We start from the raw sequence: 18614 nt of genomic DNA on the forward strand, positions 1-18614 counted from the left end.
TTCACAGTGGTTATATGCATACATAGCCTAGGTAAGGGTTTGGGGGGAGCGAACGCTTCCAGAACGCTATCGGAACGCTTGCCTTGATAGCTTGTTCATATACCAAAAAACATTCATAGAGGATATCGAATAAATCCTGAAGAGACACACAGCTTGGGTTGAATTCCTGCGAATACCCTCCGTTTTTCTTATATCTATTTCTCTTCGGAATGCTACCTATCAGCTCCTCTAACTCCGCTTAAGAGTGCAACAGAAATCTAAGTTTTTGCGATCGCACTCTGAATAACACATTCAAACTTGAAAATCATGACGAGGATTTTATGACAACACTTACCCTAGACCAAACCAAAGCAGAAGCATTTGCCGAACGGATGCTTAACATTCTCAACAGTGGCGCGATCGCTCTGATGACGTCTATCGGTCACAGAACTGGGCTATTTGACAGGATGGCTGAACTACCGCCTTCTACAAGCCAACAGATTGCAGACGCAGCGGGGTTGAATGAGCGGTACGTGCGCGAATGGTTGGGAGCAATGGTTACGGGTGGCTTTGTGGAATACAATCCAGCTAAGAATACCTACGATTTGCCTCTAGAACACGCCGCATTCTTAACGCGGGCTTCCAGTCCTGACAACATTGCGGCATTTTCCCAATACATCCCTTTGTTAGGAAGTGTTGAGGAGCAAATCATCGACTGCTTTTACAAGGGTGGTGGGGTTCCCTATTCTGCTTTCAAGCGTTTTCATCAAGTGATGGCGGAAGACAGCGGTCAAACGGTGGTTTCGGCGCTCAATGACCACATTCTGCCCTTAATTCCCGGACTGATTGAGGCACTTGAGGAGGGAATTAATGTGCTGGATGTAGGGTGTGGTAGCGGTCGTGCTATCACTAAAATGGCGAAAGAATTTCCGAATAGTCGGTTTACAGGCTACGACTTCTCAGAAGAAGCGATCGCGATCGCGCAAACCGAAGTCCAACGCCTCAATCTTGCGAATATCCGCTTTCAAGTAAAAGATGCTGCCACCCTGGATGAAGTTGAAAACTACGATTTCATCGCTACCTTTGACGCCATTCACGACCAAGCTCAGCCCGATCTAGTGTTGCGAGGAATTGCCCAAGCACTGCGTCCGGATGGCATTTATTTGATGCAGGATATTCGTGCCTCCGGTTATGTTGATGGCAATCTCGATCATCCGGCAGGGCCGTTACTTTACACCATTTCTTGTATGCACTGCATGACTGTATCGCTTGCCGCAGGAGGCATGGGGCTTGGTGCCATGTGGGGTCAGGAGAAAGCATTGGAAATGCTGGAAGATGCCGGTTTCACTAGCGTGGAAATCAAGCAACTCGCTCATGATTTTCAGAACAATTACTACATTGTGCGGAAGAATTAAACCCGTTTTACGAATTGTCTGGATTAAATCCCTGCCATCAATTGGGGGGATACAGAAAAAATCACAAATGTAGCGGCCAGAAAGTGAATCGCTAAAAAACTATGTAACACCAACCTTCACTTCTGAAAACCATTGAAAGCTAGAAAATCCTATGTGCAAACTCTGTGCATTTGCTTGGCGTTACCAAAAACCTGGTAGCAGTGACTCGCTATTGCTAACTACGAAACAGTTCTCTTCACTGGTTGTTTTAAATCAAGCCTCGCAACCAGTTCAGAAATTATCTACTACAAAAGACAAGTAAAAAGGAGAAAAAACCATGACTACATTACTAAACCGCATCGAATTGAAAGATTATGCAGCGATCGCAACTGCTCTCTCCCAAGAATTGGCAGCGAGTGCCGTTGAGCGCGATCGCCAAGCCGCTATTCCCCATGAAGAAGTACGACGGTTGCGGGAATCGGGACTGTTACCTCTGGTTGTACCGCGAGAATATGGCGGTATTGGCGCAACCTGGGTAGAAGCTTACAAGGTTCTTCAGGAAATTGCTAAAGCAGATGGTTCTACGGGGCAACTCTACTGCAATCAGCTAATCTTATCAGTGGTGGGTCAGGTGAGCGGCACCCCTGCTCAAGCCGAACACTACTATCGAGCCACTGCCCAGAATCACTTGTTTTGGGGCAATGCATTTAACACGCGGGACACTCGCCTCAAAATTGAGCCAGAAGGCGATCGCTTCCGGGTAAATGGAACTAAGACTTTTGGCACCGGAGTGGCAGCAGCGGATATCCGTGTATTCGCCGCGGTGCAAGACGGGGTCGATCATCCAATTGTCTTCATCCTTCCCAAGGATCGAGAAGGTATTGTCTACAACAACGACTGGGACAATATGGGACAACGCTGCACTGCTAGCGGTAGTTTCACCTTCCACAATGTCCTGGTGAACCCGGATGAAATTCTCGGCCCGTCGCCATCTCCAGAGGGTGCCTTTTCCACCTTGCTATTCGTGGTGAATCAGTTGGCGAAAACCCATGTCTATCTAGGAATTGCCGAGGGTGCCTTGGAAGCGGCAAGGGATTACACGACGACGATGACTCGACCCTGGATGACCTCAGGCGTCGATCGGGCATCGAAAGATCCCTACATTTTGCAGCACTATGGTGAGCTATGGACTGAGCTAAAGGCAGCGATCGCGCTCTGCCGTCAGGCAGCGCAGCAAGTACAGACGGCATGGGAAAAGGGACAGGCGCTCACTCATGAGGAACGGGGTGAAGTTGCGATCGCTGTTTATACTGCTAAAGCTTTTACCACTAAAGTTGGCTTGGATATCACCACCCGCATCTTTGAAGTCATGGGCGCTCGTTCGACTGCTGCGAAATACGGCTTCGACCGCTACTGGCGCGATTTGCGGACGTTTACCCTGCATGACCCAGTGGACTACAAGCTGCGAGATATTGGCAATTGGGTTCTCAATCAGGAACTGCCAATGATATCGCAGTATTCGTAACCGGAATGCGATCGCATTCCCCAGTCTGGCTTGCTTGCAAGTAGATAGTCAAACGTGGATTCCTAGGACGCACAAATCCACTTTTGACTTATTTTTTTGGCTTATTTTTGAATGCCCTTGACAAATGACTCGTGTATGCCGTCACTTTAGAGGAGTTTAAACGCGATCGCTCCTGCGTCTTGCCAACAGAAAGCGATCGCTTCTTTTAAAAATTCCTGACTCCAACCAATAATCCCTGTCAAAGGGAAAGGAAGGCACAAGTGAAGGAGTAGAGACACAATGGGCGATCCTTATCTGTTGGCGGTAAGTTTGTTAAGCGGCGGGCAAATAGCCGCCCCGCCCCCACCCGTGCTACCTCCACAGCCTGACAACCTGTTAGCGTTATGGCATTCCAGTGAGTCGAGTACCTTTGAGCCACTGGTGGCTCAGAAAATCGTCCCGACCATTGAAATCACCTCTCCGGAATTTAGCCAGCAGTTGATTTCGCAGACTAATCCTTTCCAGGGGACTGACACACTAACCATTACTACAGCCTTAGCACCGACAGCAGCTCAAGCCGCGACAGAACTGAAACCCTCCCTACAAGCGAAGCTGAAACCGGATACAGCAACGACAAAACCGGCATCTGGCAGTCAACTTTTTTACCAAAGATTAGCTGCTCTGAAAGCAGGCAAGATTTATACTCGTCTACCTGTTGATAGCTTTCAGTCATACTGGGCGAACCAAGCAGGTACTAAAGCACTGGCTTTACAAAAACCTAGCTATGAACAGTGGAAACGCCTACTGGCAAAGGAAGCGAGAGCAGTTTCTCAAGGTCAAGGTTCCAACCGTCTTTCCGTATTAGTGGGAGATTCTCTCTCATTGTGGTTTCCCCAAGAACGTCTTCCTGGGGGGAGTTTGTGGCTGAATCAGGGAATTTCTGGGGATAATTCCCGTGGCATCTTGAAAAGATTGTCTGCTTTTTCCCAAACTCGTCCCGATGTTATTTACGTTTTAGCTGGCATCAACGATTTACGCCAAGGTGCAACGGATGAAACAATTCTCGATAATCTTCGCCAAATTGTTCGCCGCTTACGACAAGAGCATCCTCGCAGCTCAGTCATCGTGCAATCCATTCTTCCCACCCGGATCAACACCATCCCAAACCGCCGAATTCGTAACCTTAACCAACAACTGGCTATCCTTGCTCAACAACAGGGTGCAGGCTATCTAGATATTCACTCTCGCTTTAGCGATGTTGAAGGAAATTTGCGTGTGGACTTAACGACGGATGGGCTACATTTGAGCGGTCGAGGATATGAAGTTTGGCAATCGGCACTCCAACAGGCAGAATCGGTAATTGCGCTGAATCGGAATAATGTGCGTGCTGATAACTCAGTAAAGCGATCGCGTCTCTCTGATTTATCTGGATTAAATTAACTGGTAAAAAATTTACGTTTTGTAGGGGCATGGCACAAACACGCCCCTAAAGGCATACCTATCATGCCTGCCATGCCTCTACTTAGCAATTTAATCCATAAAAAAATCAGAGCGATAAAGCTCTGATTGTCAAACTAAGTTCAGTGGAGTTTCAAAAAATTGTTAGAAATAATTGCGCGGCTATCAATTTATCAGCCAATCAATCAAAATTAGCCGAATTAGATGCCTTGACGAGAAATCAGCTTTTCAATATCCGCCTGAGTTTGCTGCAATAGCTGCTCGCGGCTATCAACAGCCTTGGTGAGAGTGGGAACTAGGTTGCGCGCTTGTAACGCCATGTGAAGCTGTAGATGCGCCACGTACTCACTAAAATCTTCACGAAATGAAGGAGTTGAGGATTGCTGTAAAGGCACGTTTATTGTGTTCTCCATCGTTATCTCTCAGCCGTTTGTCAACCTTAACGAAGTTATCACACCGTTCCTAGTCTCTTCTAATTTTGCAATGAAGTTTAATCGTTTTTAGGGAAATTCTTTAAGAAATGTTAAATCCCCTCTAGGACTGTTTAAACTTCTTTGCATTCCTCCAGATAGGACTGAGTGGGAGACAGGGAATAGGTGAGGAGAGAATATTCCCCCATTCCCAATTCCCAATTCCCCATTCGCTCATTCCCAATGCCTATCCCCCAATGCCCAAGCGTCCCGCTAAGCCTGGAGTGAGAGGGAGGAGAGTTGCCACTGTTAAAAACAGAGCCAACAGCCCCAAAGCAGCTCGCGCATCATCGGGTTCGGAAATCTCATTCAAGCTAGGGCGTTCTAGACCCCGTTGCAAGAACAGAATTACAATCGCCCAGTACAGCAGCAAAGGATTCGTCGGATTTACTAGAGAGACAATTCCTAGCAAAACTAACGTGGCAACGGTAGCGCGTCGAGCAATTTGGCGTCCGTAGATTGCCTGGACGATTCGACCCCCATCGAGCATTCCCGCTGGCATCAAGTTGAACGCTGTTACCACCAAACCCAGCCAACCGATAATCGTCAGGGGGTGGACATCAACCAGGGTTTGCTGAAGACTAGAACCAAGGACAACCCGTGCTAGAGTACCCACCAAAATTGATCCCTGGAAAAACTCCGATGGCACCTTAAATAGACTGCCTTCGTGGGAAAGAATTAAACCGACGATTAGCATCAATAGGGAAACAATGCCACCAGCAGCAGGGCCAGCTAAAGCGATATCAAACAGCACTGTGCGATTGGGTAATAGCGATTCAAACCGAGTAATCGCCCCAAACGAGCCAATCTGTGCGGATGGGATGAAAAAAGGAAAACTTAGGCGAATATTGTGACGACGAGCTAGGAACCAGTGACCGAGTTCGTGAGTCACTAAAATCACCCAGATTCCGGCACTGATGGGCAGAACTTCTCCAAAGCGGCTTGGATTGCTGAAGAAATCAAAGCCGAGGAAAATTCCCGCCGTCTCTAAGCTAGCGGCAATGGTAGCGACGACGAGAACGCCTGCCAAGATGTTCTGCGGTAAGGTTGCTGGTTTCGGATCGTTGGTGCTGGGGAGAACAATCACCACCGGCTTCTCTTCCGGATTTTCTACTAAAAATAGCCGATAGCGATCGCCCAATCTCTCGTGCAAACTCGCAGACAAGCGGGAATGAACCGCCGCAGGTTCTCCCCGCAGATTGCCCTTGAAGATGGCTCCTTCCTGATAAGGAATGCTTTCGGTGGCAAAGAAGGTATCGATGCCAAAAATTCCTTGGATGTTTTTTAAGTCTTCATCTGGAATGGGAACCACTTCTTGGGTAACGGCATTTTTCGCCTCTTTTGGCGTCGCCGCTGCTGTCTCTCCCCCATTTTCCTCAGCAGTATCTTCTATCGGGTTGGATTCTTGCACCATTTTCAAGACTCGCTCCCGCAGTATGGCATCCTGACCGGCTGCTCGCAGTTTATTTCCGATGAAGATGTACAACCCAGCGGAGGCTATCAACATAAACAAGATGCTCACCAGGTTGAGATAAATCCCCGCCGCGAACAATCCAAAAAACAACAGCCAGGGAGACATCAACACCACTGACTGCAACCAAGCTAAGATGCCGAGTTTGCCGAATGACTTGGCACGGTAGAAGCCCCAACCCAGGATGCCTAAAGCCACCAGCACAATTAAAACTGTCGCCGTAGTTTCCGATCCAGTAAACATTTTTGATGAGGAGCCGTAGCAGCTATAGCCAACCAGTCTACTGTATTTCAATTTCTGATAAGGATTCAAGGTTACTCTTGGCTCTCGGTCGGGAAATGATTTCAATCTCTGCGAGAGATTCATCCAGCCATCTCCACACTCCCCTAAATCCAGCGCCATATTCGAGCGAGCCGTACTCAGCTTAAATTTCTTGAGTACCAAATAAATACCAAATAAACTTGGTTGAGATTAACGCCAATATTTACCTACTAGAAACCCTATGCTATTTAAAAAGTTAGAAGATAAGAATTTTAGTCAGTTAATTAGACTGGGATTAATCGCGATCGCCTTGGGCATCGTTCCTCTTACCGCCTGTGTCAGTTCCCTAAAATCCACCCAGCAATCCTCTCAAGCTTCTTCACCGTCTTTAGCGCCCCAAAATGACAAAACAGGCGATCGCGTTATTAAGCCGCAATTTGAGGCTGCTGAAAACTTCTCAGAAGGTCTAGCAGTCGTCACGAGTAACGGAAAAAAAGGTTATATCGATAAGACTGGCAATATTGTCATTAAGCCGCAGTTTGATTTTGCTGAAAAATTTGAACAAGGGATGGCAGCCGCAAAAATCGGCAATCAGTTCGGCTATATTGATAAGACTGGAAAAATGGTCATTATCAATCCACCATTTGAGCAAGTTTTACAATTTTCAGAAGGACTTGCGCCAACCAGTATTGGCGGCAAGTGGGGCTATATCGACACGAACCGCAATCTGGTTATTAAACCGCAGTTTGCCGCTGCTCATAACTTTTCAGAAGGGTTGGCATCCGTCAGAATTGGCAATCAAGAAGGCTATATTGATAAGACGGGCAAGATAGTTATTAAACCGCAGTATAAACAAGCTTATCCCTTTAAAGAAGGGCGGGCAGCAGTATTTGATAATAAGTTAAAGATAGGCTTTATTGACACAAACGGAAGTCTATTCATCAAGCCACAATTCGATGGGATAAATGATGGTTTTTCCCAAGGGCTAGCACCCGTAGCAATGGGCAGTAAAATTCCTCAGCGTTGGGGTTATATTGACAAAACTGGGAAGTTTGTCATCCAGGCGCAATTTGAGTATGCTTCTCCCTTTTACCCAAACGAAGACCTAGCAGCAGTAACAGTTGACAAAAAGATTGGCTATATCGATCAAACTGGCAAGCTAGTTCTCCCGCCACAGTCTCATTATACGGGGAGTTTCGAGGATGGAGTGGCACTCATCTCAATGGGGGGTAAATATGGTTATATGGACAAAACCGGAAAAATTGTGATTCCGCCGCAGTTTAATGAAGTACGCGATCACGGTGGTTTTTCCGAAGGGCTAATCGCGGTAGAAATTGGTGGGAAGTATGGATATATGGACAAGACTGGCAAAACAGTTATTCAGCCACAATTTGATGCGGCTGGTTCCTTTCAAGAGGGGCTGGCACCCGTAAGAATTGGCAGTCAGTGGGGCTATATCAGCCGCTAAAACGAGCCAACATTGCCGTTTCTAAAAATCCACTCCACGTCATGCGATCGCACTCCAACGACTCGCAATCGGCATTCGCCAGCCGGTGCCAAAAGCCCGATCGGTAATTTTCAGTCCAGGCGGTGCTTGTCGCCGCTTAAATTCGGCACGCGCGACTAATTGCATCACTTTATTGACAACGACTGGATCGTGACCAGCTTCGATAATTTGAGCGGTTGATTGATGTTCGTGAATTAGCCGCTGCAAAATATCATCCAGAATGTCATAAGAGGGCAGAGAATCTTGATCGACTTGACCGGGTTTTAGTTCGGCACTTGGCGGTTTGGTGAGGATATTCGTCGGAATAATTTCACCGTTACGATTCAGCCAATTGCATAGAGAATAAACGCGAGTTTTCGGCACATCAGCAATCACCGCTAATCCCCCATTCATATCGCCATAAAGCGTACAGTAACCAACCGCCATTTCTGACTTGTTACCCGTAGAAAGGAGGAGATAGCCAAACTTGTTCGCGATCGCCATCAATAAATTGCCCCGAATCCGCGATTGAATATTCTCTTCCGCAAGTCCAAAAGCTGTTCCAGCAAACAGATGTTCTAAAGTTTGGTCGTAACCCTGCATCAGCTGCCCAATCGCTAAGGTTTGAGTAGCAATCCCCAGCTTTTGGGCTAATTTCAGCGCATCTTCGACAGAATGATCGGAACTGTAGGGCGAAGGCATAAGGACGCCGAATACATTTTCTGCCCCTAATGCGGCGGATGCGATCGCTGCTACCAACGCCGAATCCACTCCACCACTCAAGCCAAGCGTAACTTTGGAAAAGCCACACTTGCGGGCATAGTCTCTCACTCCCAACACCAACGCCGCCCAAATTTCTTCGTCTTCACTAGCTGCAAGCGGTGCGGCTCCCCCGTTATCCCCGGTTGCTGAGGGGGAGATCAAATCCCGCTTTTCCTCATCAAATTCCAGCAGTACCAAATCCGTCTCAAAACGAAGGGCACGACACACGACTTCCCCGGCGTGATTCAAAGCGAAACTGCTACCATCAAAAATTAAGTCATCATTTCCTCCAACCTGATTGATGTAAATGCTTGGTTGGCGGTAACGGACAGTACTATGACGCAACATTGCTTCTCGCAAGTGATGCTTGCCAACACTATAGGGAGAAGCTGACAAATTCACCACCAAATCTACACCCAATTGAGCTAAGTCAGCAATCGGATTCACTGCATAGCTACGCTTTCCCCAAAATTCCTCATCGTTCCACAAATCTTCGCAGATTGTGACGCCAATGCGGAGATTATCGAGCGTAAAAGAATTTGGCTGAAGTCCCGGTTCAAAATATCGATATTCGTCAAAAACATCGTAGCTGGGCAACAGTCGCTTGTGAAAAATTTGCTGTATTTTGCCCTGTTCTAAGCAGGCAATACTATTAAATAACGGTTTACCTCCAGCGGCGTGCGCCTCCGGATTTGGGTCTACCGTACCCACCAACACCGCTAAATTGGGTGGCAAATCCTCTGCTAGCTGCTGCAACACCGTTGCCATAGACTCGACGAAGCCGGGATTCAGCAGCAAATCTCGTGGCGGATAGCCGCACAAAGAGAGTTCCGGCGTCAGCAACAAACGGGCACCTTGCTGAGTTGCCTGTCTTGCCGCCTCCAGAATGTGTTGGGCATTGCTGGTGAGGTTGCCAATTGTGGGGTTGAGTTGAGCGATCGCAATTTTCATATTCAGTTATCACCTGCGTCGTTCTGATTATTTAAACTAATTTTTCAATCGCAGCAATTAGGATTTAGATTGCCAATGTTTTAATTCTTCAGTCATAAAATAATTAATCAAATCTTGATATAGCTTTTCAATTACATCTGGATTTAAACCTTGTTCTTCAGCCCAAAGACGTCTTTGCTGCAACATCGACTGAACCCTTTCCGGGGCTTTTACACTAGTTTCGTTTGTTTTAAACTTTGCCGCCGCTTTTACATATTCAAATCGTTTACCAAAAGCGGTAATAATTTGGCGGTCAAGTTCATCAATCTCCAGACGAATTTCTTCAATATTTGAACAACCTTTGGTTTGTTTCATAATTGGCTTTCCTTATCTAATTTTTTATTATTAACGCAAAGGTTCGCAAAGGGTAACGCAGAGTAACGCAAAGAAAGATAAAATTAAATTATTTTTTTTAACTTGGCGAACCTTTGCGTTAGCGAAGCGGCGCGACAGCGCTACCTTTGCGTTTAAATAAATACCAACGGTTTATCCTTAAACGGAGCAAACGCTTCAGCATCAAATCGATATAAACTCGCCGGACGCCCCGCCCCTCGCGAGACTTTGACTTTGGTATCGTAAAGAAAACCCAGCTTCAAGAGTCGGGCGCGAAAATTAGAATAATCCGAGAAATTTTCACCTAAAACGGTCGTGTAAAGCTGATACAAGTCACTCAAAGTAAACAACTCCGGCAACACTTCAAAGGCGACTGGGCTATATTCCAATTTATTTCGCAGACGCCGATGACCATACTCTAAGATTTTATGATGGTCAAAGGCTAATTGTGGCACTTGCTCTAAAGGATACCAGGCAATTCCACTAACCCCATCGGCAATTAATTCAGCTTCTTCAAATCGCACTAAAGCAAAATAACTGACCGACAGATAACGAACTGCGTAGCTTTCTTCGCATTCCCTCGGATCTCGTCCAGGCCCGCCAAAGGTGTATAACTGCTCTAGGTACAGATTTTTCACGCGAATCTTTTCAGCCAAAATCCGATAGGCGGCATCTTCTAAAGATTCCCCTTGCCGCACTAAAGTACCGGGCAAACTCCACCGATCGGAAAAAGGTTCGTCCTGCCGCATTACTAACAAAACTAATAGTCGGTTTTGCGCCGTATCAACTGAGAAAATCACGTTATCGACTCCGACTTTAAAATCCGCTAATGCCGGTTTTTTTACCGAATCTCCTATCTTTTTCGAGCTGCGTCCTCGCATTCGTATAAACGTTCTCTGTGAATATAATCCTCAACGGTCGTCGTCAAGGCTTGTCTGTTGCCATTCTCACGATAAGCTGTGGAAGAAACCGCCGGTGGTTTGATGTCAGCGATCGCAATCTGCGCCCCTAGTTGCCTCAGCGCTTCCAAATCAGAGTCATCTATCGCATATCCTGGTCTAGGCACCACAAGTAGATGCACTTGCTGCAATAAATCTTCAACTCTATACCAACGCGGCATCTGGTTTACTAAATCCGAACCAATGACGACGGTAAAATCTGCCGACATCCCCCAGCATTGCCTAGCCTTCTGCACCGTCTCCAGAGTTCTAGGGCTACTGAATTCCGGATACAGCCCAATATTGTGGCAACTCGGATGAATTTCCTCAATCAGCAACCGTAGCATTGTTGAGCGATGTTCTAGCGGCGTTTGATGCGATTTAAACGGATTATTTGAAGCCCAAACCGCCACCCAATCATAGTGTTGCGACAGCCATTTCAAAATCGCTTGATGCCCAGAAGTTGGCGGGTCAGCACTCGTACCAAACAAAGCAATTCTCATTATTTTCTTACTTCCTCTTACTTCCTCTTCTTTCCTCTTTCTTCGCGCTCTATAGCGCTAACGCGCATGGCTTCGCTAGGGCGTCTTTGCGGTTCGTTCCCAAATCCCTTAAGCAGCGCGACGAGTTTTTTCCATCAACTCCAGCAGTGCATCTGAAACCTCCACCGACGGCGACACAGGCGAATCCAATTGGCGAGTCTCCGCTGGTAAACTAGCGACCGAAATCGCAGTCCGTTCTCGAATTTGGGTTAAAGATTCTGGTAGAAACACCCGTTCGCCTTGCTTAAACATCGGCTGCAACAAAGGCTGCTCAAACTGCGGACTTTCCGTCACCAATCCCAATCGATCTCCTTTCATCAAACTCCCTTCAAAGCAGCGAAAAATCTGCTTGCGACCGGGATAAGTTAACTTGCCACTCGACTGTTTCATCACAGGAATGCCATCAATTTCAACCAGTTTATACACTCCATTGACTGGAGTTCCTGTAACCAATCGAGTTCCCAATCCATAACCGTCAATGCAAGCACCCTCTGCTTGCAATCGGGCAATTTCCCACTCATCCAAATCGCCACTCGCAAAGATGGGAACATCCGGTAAGCGCGATCGCACTTGTTTGGATAACCCTACCAAATCACCAGAATCTAACCGCACCCCAGACAATTGCATTTTTCCGGCGTCAATCTTTTCTGCCAGCATTTGGGCAGCGGCAACTGTGTCGTAGGTATCAATCAACAACGGCGCACCCGGAAAATATCGATGGAAGGCGGTAAAAGCCTCTCCCTCACTCCCAGCCGTTGCTGTCAGCGCCATCACCAAAGCATGAGCCATCGTCCCGCTGGGCTTTTGACCCAACTTGATCGCTGCCAGTACATTAGAAGTCGCGTCCAATCCAGCCGCCAATGCCGCCCTGGCTGCCCACAGAGACGCTTGGGGGCTAAAAGCGCGCCGGGTGCCAAATTCCAGCAGCGTCGCTTCTGTCCCCGCGACATCCCGTATCCGCGCCGCTCGTGTGGCAACTAAAGTTTGATAATTAATTGTATTCAGCAGGTAGGTTTCCACCAGCTGAGCTTGCCAAAGCGGCGCTTCCACCCGCAGCAGCGGTTCGTTAGCGAATACGGCGGTTCCCTCTGGAACTGCCCAAACATCACCGGTGAACCGAGCATCTCCTAAGAGCGACCAAAAACGCTCTGGTGCCCGATCGAAAATTCCGGTCGCTTGCAAAGCCGCTATCTGGCTGGGACTGAAGCGAAATTTCTCCAGATAGTCCAGCGCCTGTTCCAACCCCATCGCAATCAAATAGCCAAAGCCAGCGGGTAGACGCCGCGCAAATAGCTCAAAGCTTGCCCGTGTTTGATCTAAACCTTCGCCGGTGTAACAAGCTGCCATTGTCAGCTGATACAGGTCGGTCAAGAGACTGTAATCTTCAGAAGCGATCGCCAATTCTCGATCTTCTACCCTAACCGGCTCCTGAAGCAGGTTAGCAGGATGCTTTACAAGTCCGTCCACGGAAGTTCTCATCATCTTGCTTCCTAGCCAGAGAGAGTGGGCTTTTCAATTATAGTAAGATTTACCATAATAGTGTCAAGGCATTTTGATGATTGCTTGAAGAAGAGGGCTGTTGAAAAGAGCTGTACTGCCATCTTCAGGTCATTCTTAGGTTATATACATTATTCTTAATAGTATTTTGACTTAAAAGCTACAGAAAAGGGCAATTAATGTCAGAAGGACACAGGAGAGTGAAAAAGGGAGAGGGGCGGCGTTACTCATTAGTGATTAACCACTCACCATCAGTTTTTAGAGTTAATTGTGCAAAATCTAAATAAATTTTAAAGTATGTAGAAATCTTAAGTGAACTGACCGCCAACTCAAGTCTAAGCAAAGTATTGCAAACCTAATCAAACAAGTATTGCAAATTACCTCAAACTATCCAGCCATATTCATAATAAAAGTATCAAAGACTAATATACATTTCATCGAATCCCCAAAGGAATCTGGAGAGTAAAGATATGAGTCTTACCCGAACGTTTGACAATATCATCCAATATTTTTCTGGCGCGATCGCTCGCATCTTTGGACTAAGTGACGATGCGTATCCGGTAACTGGCGTGCAGCCCTTTACAGGGGAACCGTTCAGAGAACATCGCGGAGAAGATTGGTAGTCAGCCTAAATGCTTTTTTCTATATCGTTGGAGTCAAAAATAAGAAATTTGGTGGAGAAAGAGGCTCTTTCTCCACCAAATTTTATGAAATGATTTTAAAAATTATTCTTCTGATATGGCTAAAAAGTCCCGCCAGAACGTCTTTTAATGTGTCAGTCACCTCAGACTGCTCTGTTGGATGGTTTAACATCCCTTTGGTGGCTGCAAAGCAGGGGAAACGACAAAAACCCTGTACCACTACTTAACGCTCAACTGGCGCTCAACTGGCTTGGTTAGCCCATATCCTGAGAATGGGCAATGAATGACCACTCGCCGCCTAGACGCCGTTCTCCTAAGTGGGGCAATTCGCAGGACAAACAGCAAAACGCCTGCTATGGTCGGGCAATATTCGGTGGATGAGGAAAATTCACGCACCGAATATTGCATAGTTCTATAGTGACAAGCGTTCTATAAAATTGTATGGAATTTAATACAAAAGTTAGAGCTTATTTAAAGTTCTAAATACTCATTTGACGTAGCTGATGTTGTTCCTGGTTAAACTGCTTTTGTTCGGGGGTTAATACGTCATAATCAATGGGCGATCGCATATCCCACTGCACTTCTGCCAATAGCAGTAAAGTCCCCGCCATCACAAGACCCGTGGTGAGAAATTGCCAGCCACCGACATAAGGCAAGATCGCAATCCCCAATAGATGAACGAACCCGTTAATCAGGAAAGTACGCGATCGCATTCCCATCCCCGTAAAAAAGTAGCCAATGGTACTTAAACCCAGCCAAAACTGACACAGGTTCATCAGCACCAACCCCCAACCCAGAAAAATACCCAAGTCAGTTAGCACCATCCCGAATAACATCAGTGCAACCCAGCTATAAAGCAGCCAGCGCAGGCGTTCTACTTTCACCCAAAAGTGAGTCAACACCACCATCCCCACCGTACCGACTAAGGTAAGTGCTGACCAAAACATCGCTTGCACGTACCAGCTAACAGGTAAAAACTGAGCATTGATAAAAATTGCAGCGGTAATCCAACCCCAAACAATAAACGCCTGATCGATTCGAGAATAAAAGCTCGAAATCAGCGTTTTATTTCCAACTTGCAAGTGAATACGTAAAAGCCCCTGACGATCCTGAAAATCAAGGGCTTCCTGTTTGCTACGGACAAGCGGTTCAGCAGGATTAAAAAAAGTCATTGACATCCATCTTTGGAGATAAATTGAATAAAGCGGGAGTATGTCGCTAGATAGGCTTCTTCAACTATCTTAATGGAAGCAGAAAATTTGTAATCTGGGATTCTACGGATATTGCAACCAAACTAACTGTTTGCTAGTTATCGAAAGTGTTAGCTAAGTAAAAGCATCTGAGTCAAGAAAAAAGCGATCGCGGCACTGCCTACAGGAACCGTCAGATTGTCGATGCCGAACCAGGAGAAAGCTTCTAAGAGAGTAGCAAAGAAAGCAACGAAAATCGGCACTACCCACGTTTGCCAGATATTGCCCTGGACTCCCAGAAAAATCAAGCTACTAACCCCATAGCTAACCAGGAACATCGTCAGCGAGCCTTCCCAACTTTTACGGATGCCCCAAAATTCATAGCGATGCTTACCAAATCGTTGACCAATGAGGGCAGCTAAGCCATCCCCCCAAGTCATCACCAAAATTCCCAGTGCTGCATATTGGGGTTGGTTTAGAGGCCAGAACCAACCGATTAAAATGCCAATACTGAGGGCATAGCAAAATGTCCCCCAGCTCTTGCGCCCAACGCTGTTAATGCCTGGAAGGATCGGAAATTTGTATGACAAAAGAGCCACTGCACTCGCGAAAATCGAAGCCGTAATCCCCACCCAAGCGGGAAGGTTCAGCCACCAGGCAAGCAAAATCACATTGCCCGTGCCAATGTGAACCACCTTCCGCACCTTTTCCGGTTCGGTAGAAGTGTAGCGATGCAGCCCTTCTGCCAGTAACACAAGAATGCCCAGGCAAGCCCCAACTAACCCAATGTGGAGCCATAGATCCGGAATTGATTCTAACCACAACACGGATTTACGCAAAGATTGAATTATAAAAAAAAGCTCTCCTTACCAATCTATTAGATCCAGGGCACAGTAATGAAAATATTACTAATTTGGCTAATTCGGGGATACCGAGTGCTAATTTCTCCCCTTTTTCCCCCAGCGTGTCGGTTTCAGCCGACTTGTTCCAAATATGCTTTAGAGGCGGTAGAGAGATTTGGCCCTTGGCGCGGCGGCTGGATGGCGATTCGGCGCATCTTGCGCTGCCATCCCTTCCATCCTGGCGGTTACGATCCGGTGCCACCCGCCGCTGATCCTGTAGCCAAGAAAACTACAAAATCGTAGGCTTACTGATTGTGCCTATTGTTACCAAAAATTATTTGATTACCAGGTGTCAGCGTCTTCCAATGCCCATTTCCTCTTGCCAACGGCGCAAAACTTCGTTATTGAAAGATTCTCTTGAACCCCTAATAAAACCACCATACTGGGTAGGCGACTCTCCAAGGCTCCATTCCTCTTGTGGAGGGGGGTTATCAACCTGTAGCTCTTCAAGACTCGCTTTGTGAGGCTCAGTCCCCGTCACACTTCCCCAGAGGTGAAGTTTTCCGTTAATGGCTAGATGCACACCGATTTTTTTATCTTTAGCCCTATTTGCAACCTCAGCTACGGTAGCAAATAGCTCAGATAGATTAGATGAGTTAGTGACTACGCCTAGCACAACTACCTGTGCATCAATTAAGATAGCCGCTTGTACATTCTTGTCTAACGAGTCTTTAATCCGCGCAATCCCTTCCTTGTCAATCTTATGATAAGATTTGCACTCTGCAATCATGAAAGCACGTCCAGTAAGCCACAACAAATCAACTTCTGAAAAATTCTTTTTGTCACCATTATGTAGAAGATCCCCCCAAATTTAATGAAGGCTGAAGGTTCTATCTGATAAAGAAGGGCAGCAGTCATCAGTACCGCCTGTCCCCCTTCCTCCACAAAGCGGGCAGCTAGTTCGTTAGGTTTATAGGCAAACACAGGATTTTTCAAGCTTAGCTGGAAAGGTTCAGCGCATCCCATGCACTCAACAAATTCCCCTGCATCCTCAATTGAATACCATTCAGTAAGATCGCAATGGCAGCAGCGCAAGGAATAACCACGACGCACAAGCCTGGATGATAGCAAAAGTGGTAGTTGCTGCTCAAGTAAATTTCGTGCTTCGTCCTTACTTATGCCACGCTGACTCATAAACTCAACTGTTTGCTGAAAATTCAGACCTCCCTCTTTTGCTTGAGGATGTCTCAAAACTGAAATAATATTTAATCCACCCTGATTGACAAGATGTCTGGTCTTTTCAAATCCCCCAAAGCGCTTAACAAAACCTTGTGCATACCGGGTATGTTTGTTAGGGTTAATCTTAAAGCCAGCGTCTTTAAGTTGTCGGATGATTACTACATCATCTGGGTGAACGTAAAAATGGCACTCCTTTCCTGCCAGTGCTGTTCCAGTAATCCCCTTAGCTGCTGCTCGTACAGGTGAGTCTTGTCTTAACCACAGCTCACCTATACCGTCTTGATTATTCTCTGCACGCTCAATCCGCCATAGCTCATTTCTGAGTAAAACAGATGCGGCTGGGGTAGCTGGGATAGAAAATAGTTTACCTGATGCAAACTTCACTTCCGCATTGTAACCAAACGCGAACTCTGTATTTTCATGTCCGAAAGGCACAGGTAGATCAAAACGAATGGAGCCATCTGGATTCCTTATCCGAGTAAAATTGACCACGTTCCCAAAAGAAACAGCACCCTTGATCCAATCAAAACGGAAATCACGATATGATACCTTTACTAAAACTTCCCGACCCGCTGCTGCAAAGGCATTTTTAAGGTGACTGCACAAAGCAAGTGCGCCTTCAGGGTCAATCGGACTTGTAACAAATAATGCGCGGATGGTAGGAAGGACTTCTACAATTAGGGAAGCATGATGCTCAATATCTTTCAAAAACGCTTCTCTTGGAAGAAAAAGTTTATTTTTTGGAAAGAGCCAGCTACAGTTCCAAAAAGCGGTAGCTATACCAATATTTTGATCGTCGTCCAAAAAGAGACAAAGGGTTTCTGCATCATTTGTCCACATATTATAAGGCTCGAAAGCATCCCATTTCCGTCTAGTCTTACTCATTGTTAGAGAAATTGGGTTGTTTCCTTGTGATAATAGCAAGCTCAGTTTAATTAGCTGTTCAATAGTGTGGGGTGGAGAAAAAACATCTGCCGCTAGGTTTTGTACAAGGTAGTTACGGTAAAGCTGAGTCGGAACGCCACCTTGCAATGCAAGCTCTAAATTAAAAATGTTACTCGGCTCTACAAGACGAATATTACTGTTTTCCAAAGAATTGGGGTATAAACTTTCAAGTATTAGACCTATGTGAGAAAGTGTTCCCTTATGCAAATAAATCAAATTATATCCATGAATATGTTCTTGAATTTCTTCAAGCGAAATAGGACGCTGCAAGGCTGGTAACTGATGTAGAACTTGGTCTATATAGGGAGGAATTCCTTGCCTTGGGATAAAAATATAATCAGGATCTATCCACCTTAGAGCAAGGTTGAAAGTATCGGCTTCTACATCGTTTTCAGGTATGGGCAGTATAGCGTTCGCAGCACCTCCCCATACGTGAGTGTAGAGAGTTACTGCGTTGATTAAATCTTCTCTACTGCGAACCAAATAAACGAGGCGGAGGGGACGTGAATTTAATTGAAGAGTGACTTCTTGTTCCAAAAATTGCATATCTTCCTCTTTGTATAGCAACCGCCAATAGGGTTAGGACGCCAGGTGCAAGACATACTCCATCGCATCACGTAGACAATCAAATTGGTCGAGTTGCTTGCAAATTCGACTTTTGAGCCAAGACCA

Annotated in this window: 19 protein-coding genes and 1 pseudogene; 6 read left to right on the plus strand and 14 right to left on the minus strand. The window is 46.3% G+C overall.

Annotation, left to right across the window (positions count from 1 at the left end; genetic code table 11):
* Nucleotides 1-320: 320 nt before the first annotated feature.
* Together NC994_RS17915 and NC994_RS17920 are read left to right on the plus strand one after the other, a co-directional pair.
* On the plus strand, nucleotides 321-1394 hold the full coding sequence (locus NC994_RS17915) for a class I SAM-dependent methyltransferase (protein ID WP_190437802.1): 1074 nt from the start codon (nucleotides 321-323) through the stop codon (nucleotides 1392-1394).
* 316 nt (nucleotides 1395-1710) lie between these two features.
* Nucleotides 1711-2898 carry an acyl-CoA dehydrogenase family protein gene (locus NC994_RS17920; RefSeq protein ID WP_190437805.1) on the plus strand — a complete coding sequence of 396 codons (1188 nt, stop codon included), beginning with the start codon at nucleotides 1711-1713 and terminating at the stop codon, nucleotides 2896-2898.
* A gap of 146 nt (nucleotides 2899-3044) precedes the next feature.
* Here NC994_RS17920 and NC994_RS17925 read toward each other — a convergent pair whose 3' ends face one another.
* Nucleotides 3045-3176, minus strand: coding sequence for a hypothetical protein (locus NC994_RS17925; protein ID WP_277879698.1), 132 nt, complete (start codon nucleotides 3174-3176; stop codon nucleotides 3045-3047).
* 1 nt (nucleotide 3177) lies between these two features.
* Here NC994_RS17925 and NC994_RS17930 point away from each other — a divergent pair, with 1 nt between their 5' ends.
* The gene (locus NC994_RS17930) at nucleotides 3178-4317 is read left to right on the plus strand and encodes a GDSL-type esterase/lipase family protein (RefSeq protein WP_190437808.1); all 1140 of its coding nucleotides are present in this window, start codon (nucleotides 3178-3180) and stop codon (nucleotides 4315-4317) included.
* A 218-nt stretch (nucleotides 4318-4535) separates the two neighbouring features.
* Here NC994_RS17930 and NC994_RS17935 read toward each other — a convergent pair whose 3' ends face one another.
* Nucleotides 4536-4748: a hypothetical protein gene (locus tag NC994_RS17935; RefSeq protein WP_190410320.1), complete on the minus strand. Its 213-nt coding sequence runs from the start codon at nucleotides 4746-4748 to the stop codon at nucleotides 4536-4538.
* 244 nt (nucleotides 4749-4992) lie between these two features.
* On the minus strand, nucleotides 4993-6519 hold the full coding sequence (locus NC994_RS17940) for a site-2 protease family protein (RefSeq protein WP_190437811.1): 1527 nt from the start codon (nucleotides 6517-6519) through the stop codon (nucleotides 4993-4995).
* A gap of 259 nt (nucleotides 6520-6778) precedes the next feature.
* Here NC994_RS17940 and NC994_RS17945 point away from each other — a divergent pair, with 259 nt between their 5' ends.
* Nucleotides 6779-8005: a WG repeat-containing protein gene (locus tag NC994_RS17945; protein ID WP_190437814.1), complete on the plus strand. Its 1227-nt coding sequence runs from the start codon at nucleotides 6779-6781 to the stop codon at nucleotides 8003-8005.
* Between the two features lie 39 nt (nucleotides 8006-8044).
* On the opposite strand, the gene NC994_RS17950 is transcribed toward NC994_RS17945, so the two are convergent.
* From NC994_RS17950 to NC994_RS17970, 5 genes are all read right to left on the minus strand, one after another.
* On the minus strand, nucleotides 8045-9736 hold the full coding sequence (locus tag NC994_RS17950) for an NAD+ synthase (RefSeq protein ID WP_190437816.1): 1692 nt from the start codon (nucleotides 9734-9736) through the stop codon (nucleotides 8045-8047).
* A 57-nt stretch (nucleotides 9737-9793) separates the two neighbouring features.
* A complete protein-coding gene (locus NC994_RS17955; protein WP_190437820.1) occupies nucleotides 9794-10090 on the minus strand; it encodes an isochorismate lyase in 297 nt (98 codons plus the stop codon).
* A gap of 152 nt (nucleotides 10091-10242) precedes the next feature.
* Nucleotides 10243-10989 (minus strand): NUDIX domain-containing protein, encoded by a 747-nt coding sequence (locus NC994_RS17960; RefSeq protein ID WP_190437823.1) that lies wholly within the window; start codon nucleotides 10987-10989, stop codon nucleotides 10243-10245.
* The gene (locus NC994_RS17965; protein WP_190437826.1) at nucleotides 10962-11549 is read right to left on the minus strand and encodes a nicotinate-nucleotide adenylyltransferase; all 588 of its coding nucleotides are present in this window, start codon (nucleotides 11547-11549) and stop codon (nucleotides 10962-10964) included. The genes NC994_RS17960 and NC994_RS17965 overlap by 28 nt, the downstream gene beginning before the upstream one ends.
* 108 nt (nucleotides 11550-11657) lie before the next feature.
* Nucleotides 11658-13067, minus strand: coding sequence for a nicotinate phosphoribosyltransferase (locus NC994_RS17970; RefSeq protein ID WP_190437860.1), 1410 nt, complete (start codon nucleotides 13065-13067; stop codon nucleotides 11658-11660).
* Between the two features lie 488 nt (nucleotides 13068-13555).
* Here NC994_RS17970 and NC994_RS17975 point away from each other — a divergent pair, with 488 nt between their 5' ends.
* On the plus strand, nucleotides 13556-13708 hold the full coding sequence (locus tag NC994_RS17975; RefSeq protein WP_190437829.1) for a hypothetical protein: 153 nt from the start codon (nucleotides 13556-13558) through the stop codon (nucleotides 13706-13708).
* A 237-nt stretch (nucleotides 13709-13945) separates the two neighbouring features.
* Here NC994_RS17975 and NC994_RS17980 read toward each other — a convergent pair whose 3' ends face one another.
* From NC994_RS17980 to NC994_RS17990, 3 genes are all read right to left on the minus strand, one after another.
* Nucleotides 13946-14134, minus strand: coding sequence for a hypothetical protein (locus NC994_RS17980; protein ID WP_190437832.1), 189 nt, complete (start codon nucleotides 14132-14134; stop codon nucleotides 13946-13948).
* A gap of 71 nt (nucleotides 14135-14205) precedes the next feature.
* Nucleotides 14206-14898 carry a hypothetical protein gene (locus NC994_RS17985; protein WP_190437835.1) on the minus strand — a complete coding sequence of 231 codons (693 nt, stop codon included), beginning with the start codon at nucleotides 14896-14898 and terminating at the stop codon, nucleotides 14206-14208.
* 149 nt (nucleotides 14899-15047) lie between these two features.
* The gene (locus NC994_RS17990) at nucleotides 15048-15755 is read right to left on the minus strand and encodes a diacylglycerol/polyprenol kinase family protein (protein WP_190437838.1); all 708 of its coding nucleotides are present in this window, start codon (nucleotides 15753-15755) and stop codon (nucleotides 15048-15050) included.
* Between the two features lie 57 nt (nucleotides 15756-15812).
* Between NC994_RS17990 and yidD the strand changes: the two genes are divergently transcribed.
* Entirely contained in the window at nucleotides 15813-16061 is a 249-nt protein-coding gene (yidD, locus tag NC994_RS17995) for a membrane protein insertion efficiency factor YidD (RefSeq protein ID WP_190437841.1), read from the plus strand.
* Between the two features lie 49 nt (nucleotides 16062-16110).
* Here the strand turns inward: yidD and NC994_RS18000 are convergent, their stop codons facing one another.
* The 3 genes and pseudogenes from NC994_RS18000 to NC994_RS18010 form a co-directional block, all read right to left on the minus strand.
* Nucleotides 16111-16548 (minus strand): hypothetical protein, encoded by a 438-nt coding sequence (locus tag NC994_RS18000; protein WP_190437844.1) that lies wholly within the window; start codon nucleotides 16546-16548, stop codon nucleotides 16111-16113.
* Nucleotides 16545-18488: a hypothetical protein gene (locus NC994_RS18005; RefSeq protein WP_190437846.1), complete on the minus strand. Its 1944-nt coding sequence runs from the start codon at nucleotides 18486-18488 to the stop codon at nucleotides 16545-16547. Before NC994_RS18005 ends, NC994_RS18000 begins: the two co-directional genes overlap by 4 nt.
* Nucleotides 18489-18521: 33 nt before the next feature.
* Nucleotides 18522-18614 (minus strand): annotated as a pseudogene (locus tag NC994_RS18010) (IS630 family transposase); the annotation flags it as partial.

Origin of the sequence: Trichocoleus sp. AS-A1 (genome assembly GCF_039962015.1) — a bacterium.
Classification (GTDB): domain Bacteria; phylum Cyanobacteriota; class Cyanobacteriia; order Cyanobacteriales; family FACHB-T130; genus FACHB-T130.

What these genes read in the sequence shown, in the direction of transcription:
- NC994_RS17945 (WP_190437814.1), top strand. Translation starts at nt 6,779, where the DNA reads ATGCTATTTAAAAAGTTAGAAGATAAGAATTTTAGTCAGTTAATTAGA.
- yidD (WP_190437841.1), top strand. Translation starts at nt 15,813, where the DNA reads ATGAAAATATTACTAATTTGGCTAATTCGGGGATACCGAGTGCTAATT.
- NC994_RS17935 (WP_190410320.1), bottom strand. Translation starts at nt 4,748, where the DNA reads ATGGAGAACACAATAAACGTGCCTTTACAGCAATCCTCAACTCCTTCA.
- NC994_RS17975 (WP_190437829.1), top strand. Translation starts at nt 13,556, where the DNA reads ATGAGTCTTACCCGAACGTTTGACAATATCATCCAATATTTTTCTGGC.
- NC994_RS17980 (WP_190437832.1), bottom strand. Translation starts at nt 14,134, where the DNA reads ATGCAATATTCGGTGCGTGAATTTTCCTCATCCACCGAATATTGCCCG.
- NC994_RS17920 (WP_190437805.1), top strand. Translation starts at nt 1,711, where the DNA reads ATGACTACATTACTAAACCGCATCGAATTGAAAGATTATGCAGCGATC.
- NC994_RS18005 (WP_190437846.1), bottom strand. Translation starts at nt 18,488, where the DNA reads ATGCAATTTTTGGAACAAGAAGTCACTCTTCAATTAAATTCACGTCCC.
- NC994_RS17985 (WP_190437835.1), bottom strand. Translation starts at nt 14,898, where the DNA reads ATGACTTTTTTTAATCCTGCTGAACCGCTTGTCCGTAGCAAACAGGAA.
- NC994_RS17965 (WP_190437826.1), bottom strand. Translation starts at nt 11,549, where the DNA reads ATGAGAATTGCTTTGTTTGGTACGAGTGCTGACCCGCCAACTTCTGGG.
- NC994_RS17915 (WP_190437802.1), top strand. Translation starts at nt 321, where the DNA reads ATGACAACACTTACCCTAGACCAAACCAAAGCAGAAGCATTTGCCGAA.
- NC994_RS18000 (WP_190437844.1), bottom strand. Translation starts at nt 16,548, where the DNA reads ATGATTGCAGAGTGCAAATCTTATCATAAGATTGACAAGGAAGGGATT.
- NC994_RS17930 (WP_190437808.1), top strand. Translation starts at nt 3,178, where the DNA reads ATGGGCGATCCTTATCTGTTGGCGGTAAGTTTGTTAAGCGGCGGGCAA.
- NC994_RS17940 (WP_190437811.1), bottom strand. Translation starts at nt 6,519, where the DNA reads ATGTTTACTGGATCGGAAACTACGGCGACAGTTTTAATTGTGCTGGTG.
- NC994_RS17960 (WP_190437823.1), bottom strand. Translation starts at nt 10,989, where the DNA reads ATGCGAGGACGCAGCTCGAAAAAGATAGGAGATTCGGTAAAAAAACCG.
- NC994_RS17950 (WP_190437816.1), bottom strand. Translation starts at nt 9,736, where the DNA reads ATGAAAATTGCGATCGCTCAACTCAACCCCACAATTGGCAACCTCACC.
- NC994_RS17955 (WP_190437820.1), bottom strand. Translation starts at nt 10,090, where the DNA reads ATGAAACAAACCAAAGGTTGTTCAAATATTGAAGAAATTCGTCTGGAG.
- NC994_RS17970 (WP_190437860.1), bottom strand. Translation starts at nt 13,067, where the DNA reads ATGAGAACTTCCGTGGACGGACTTGTAAAGCATCCTGCTAACCTGCTT.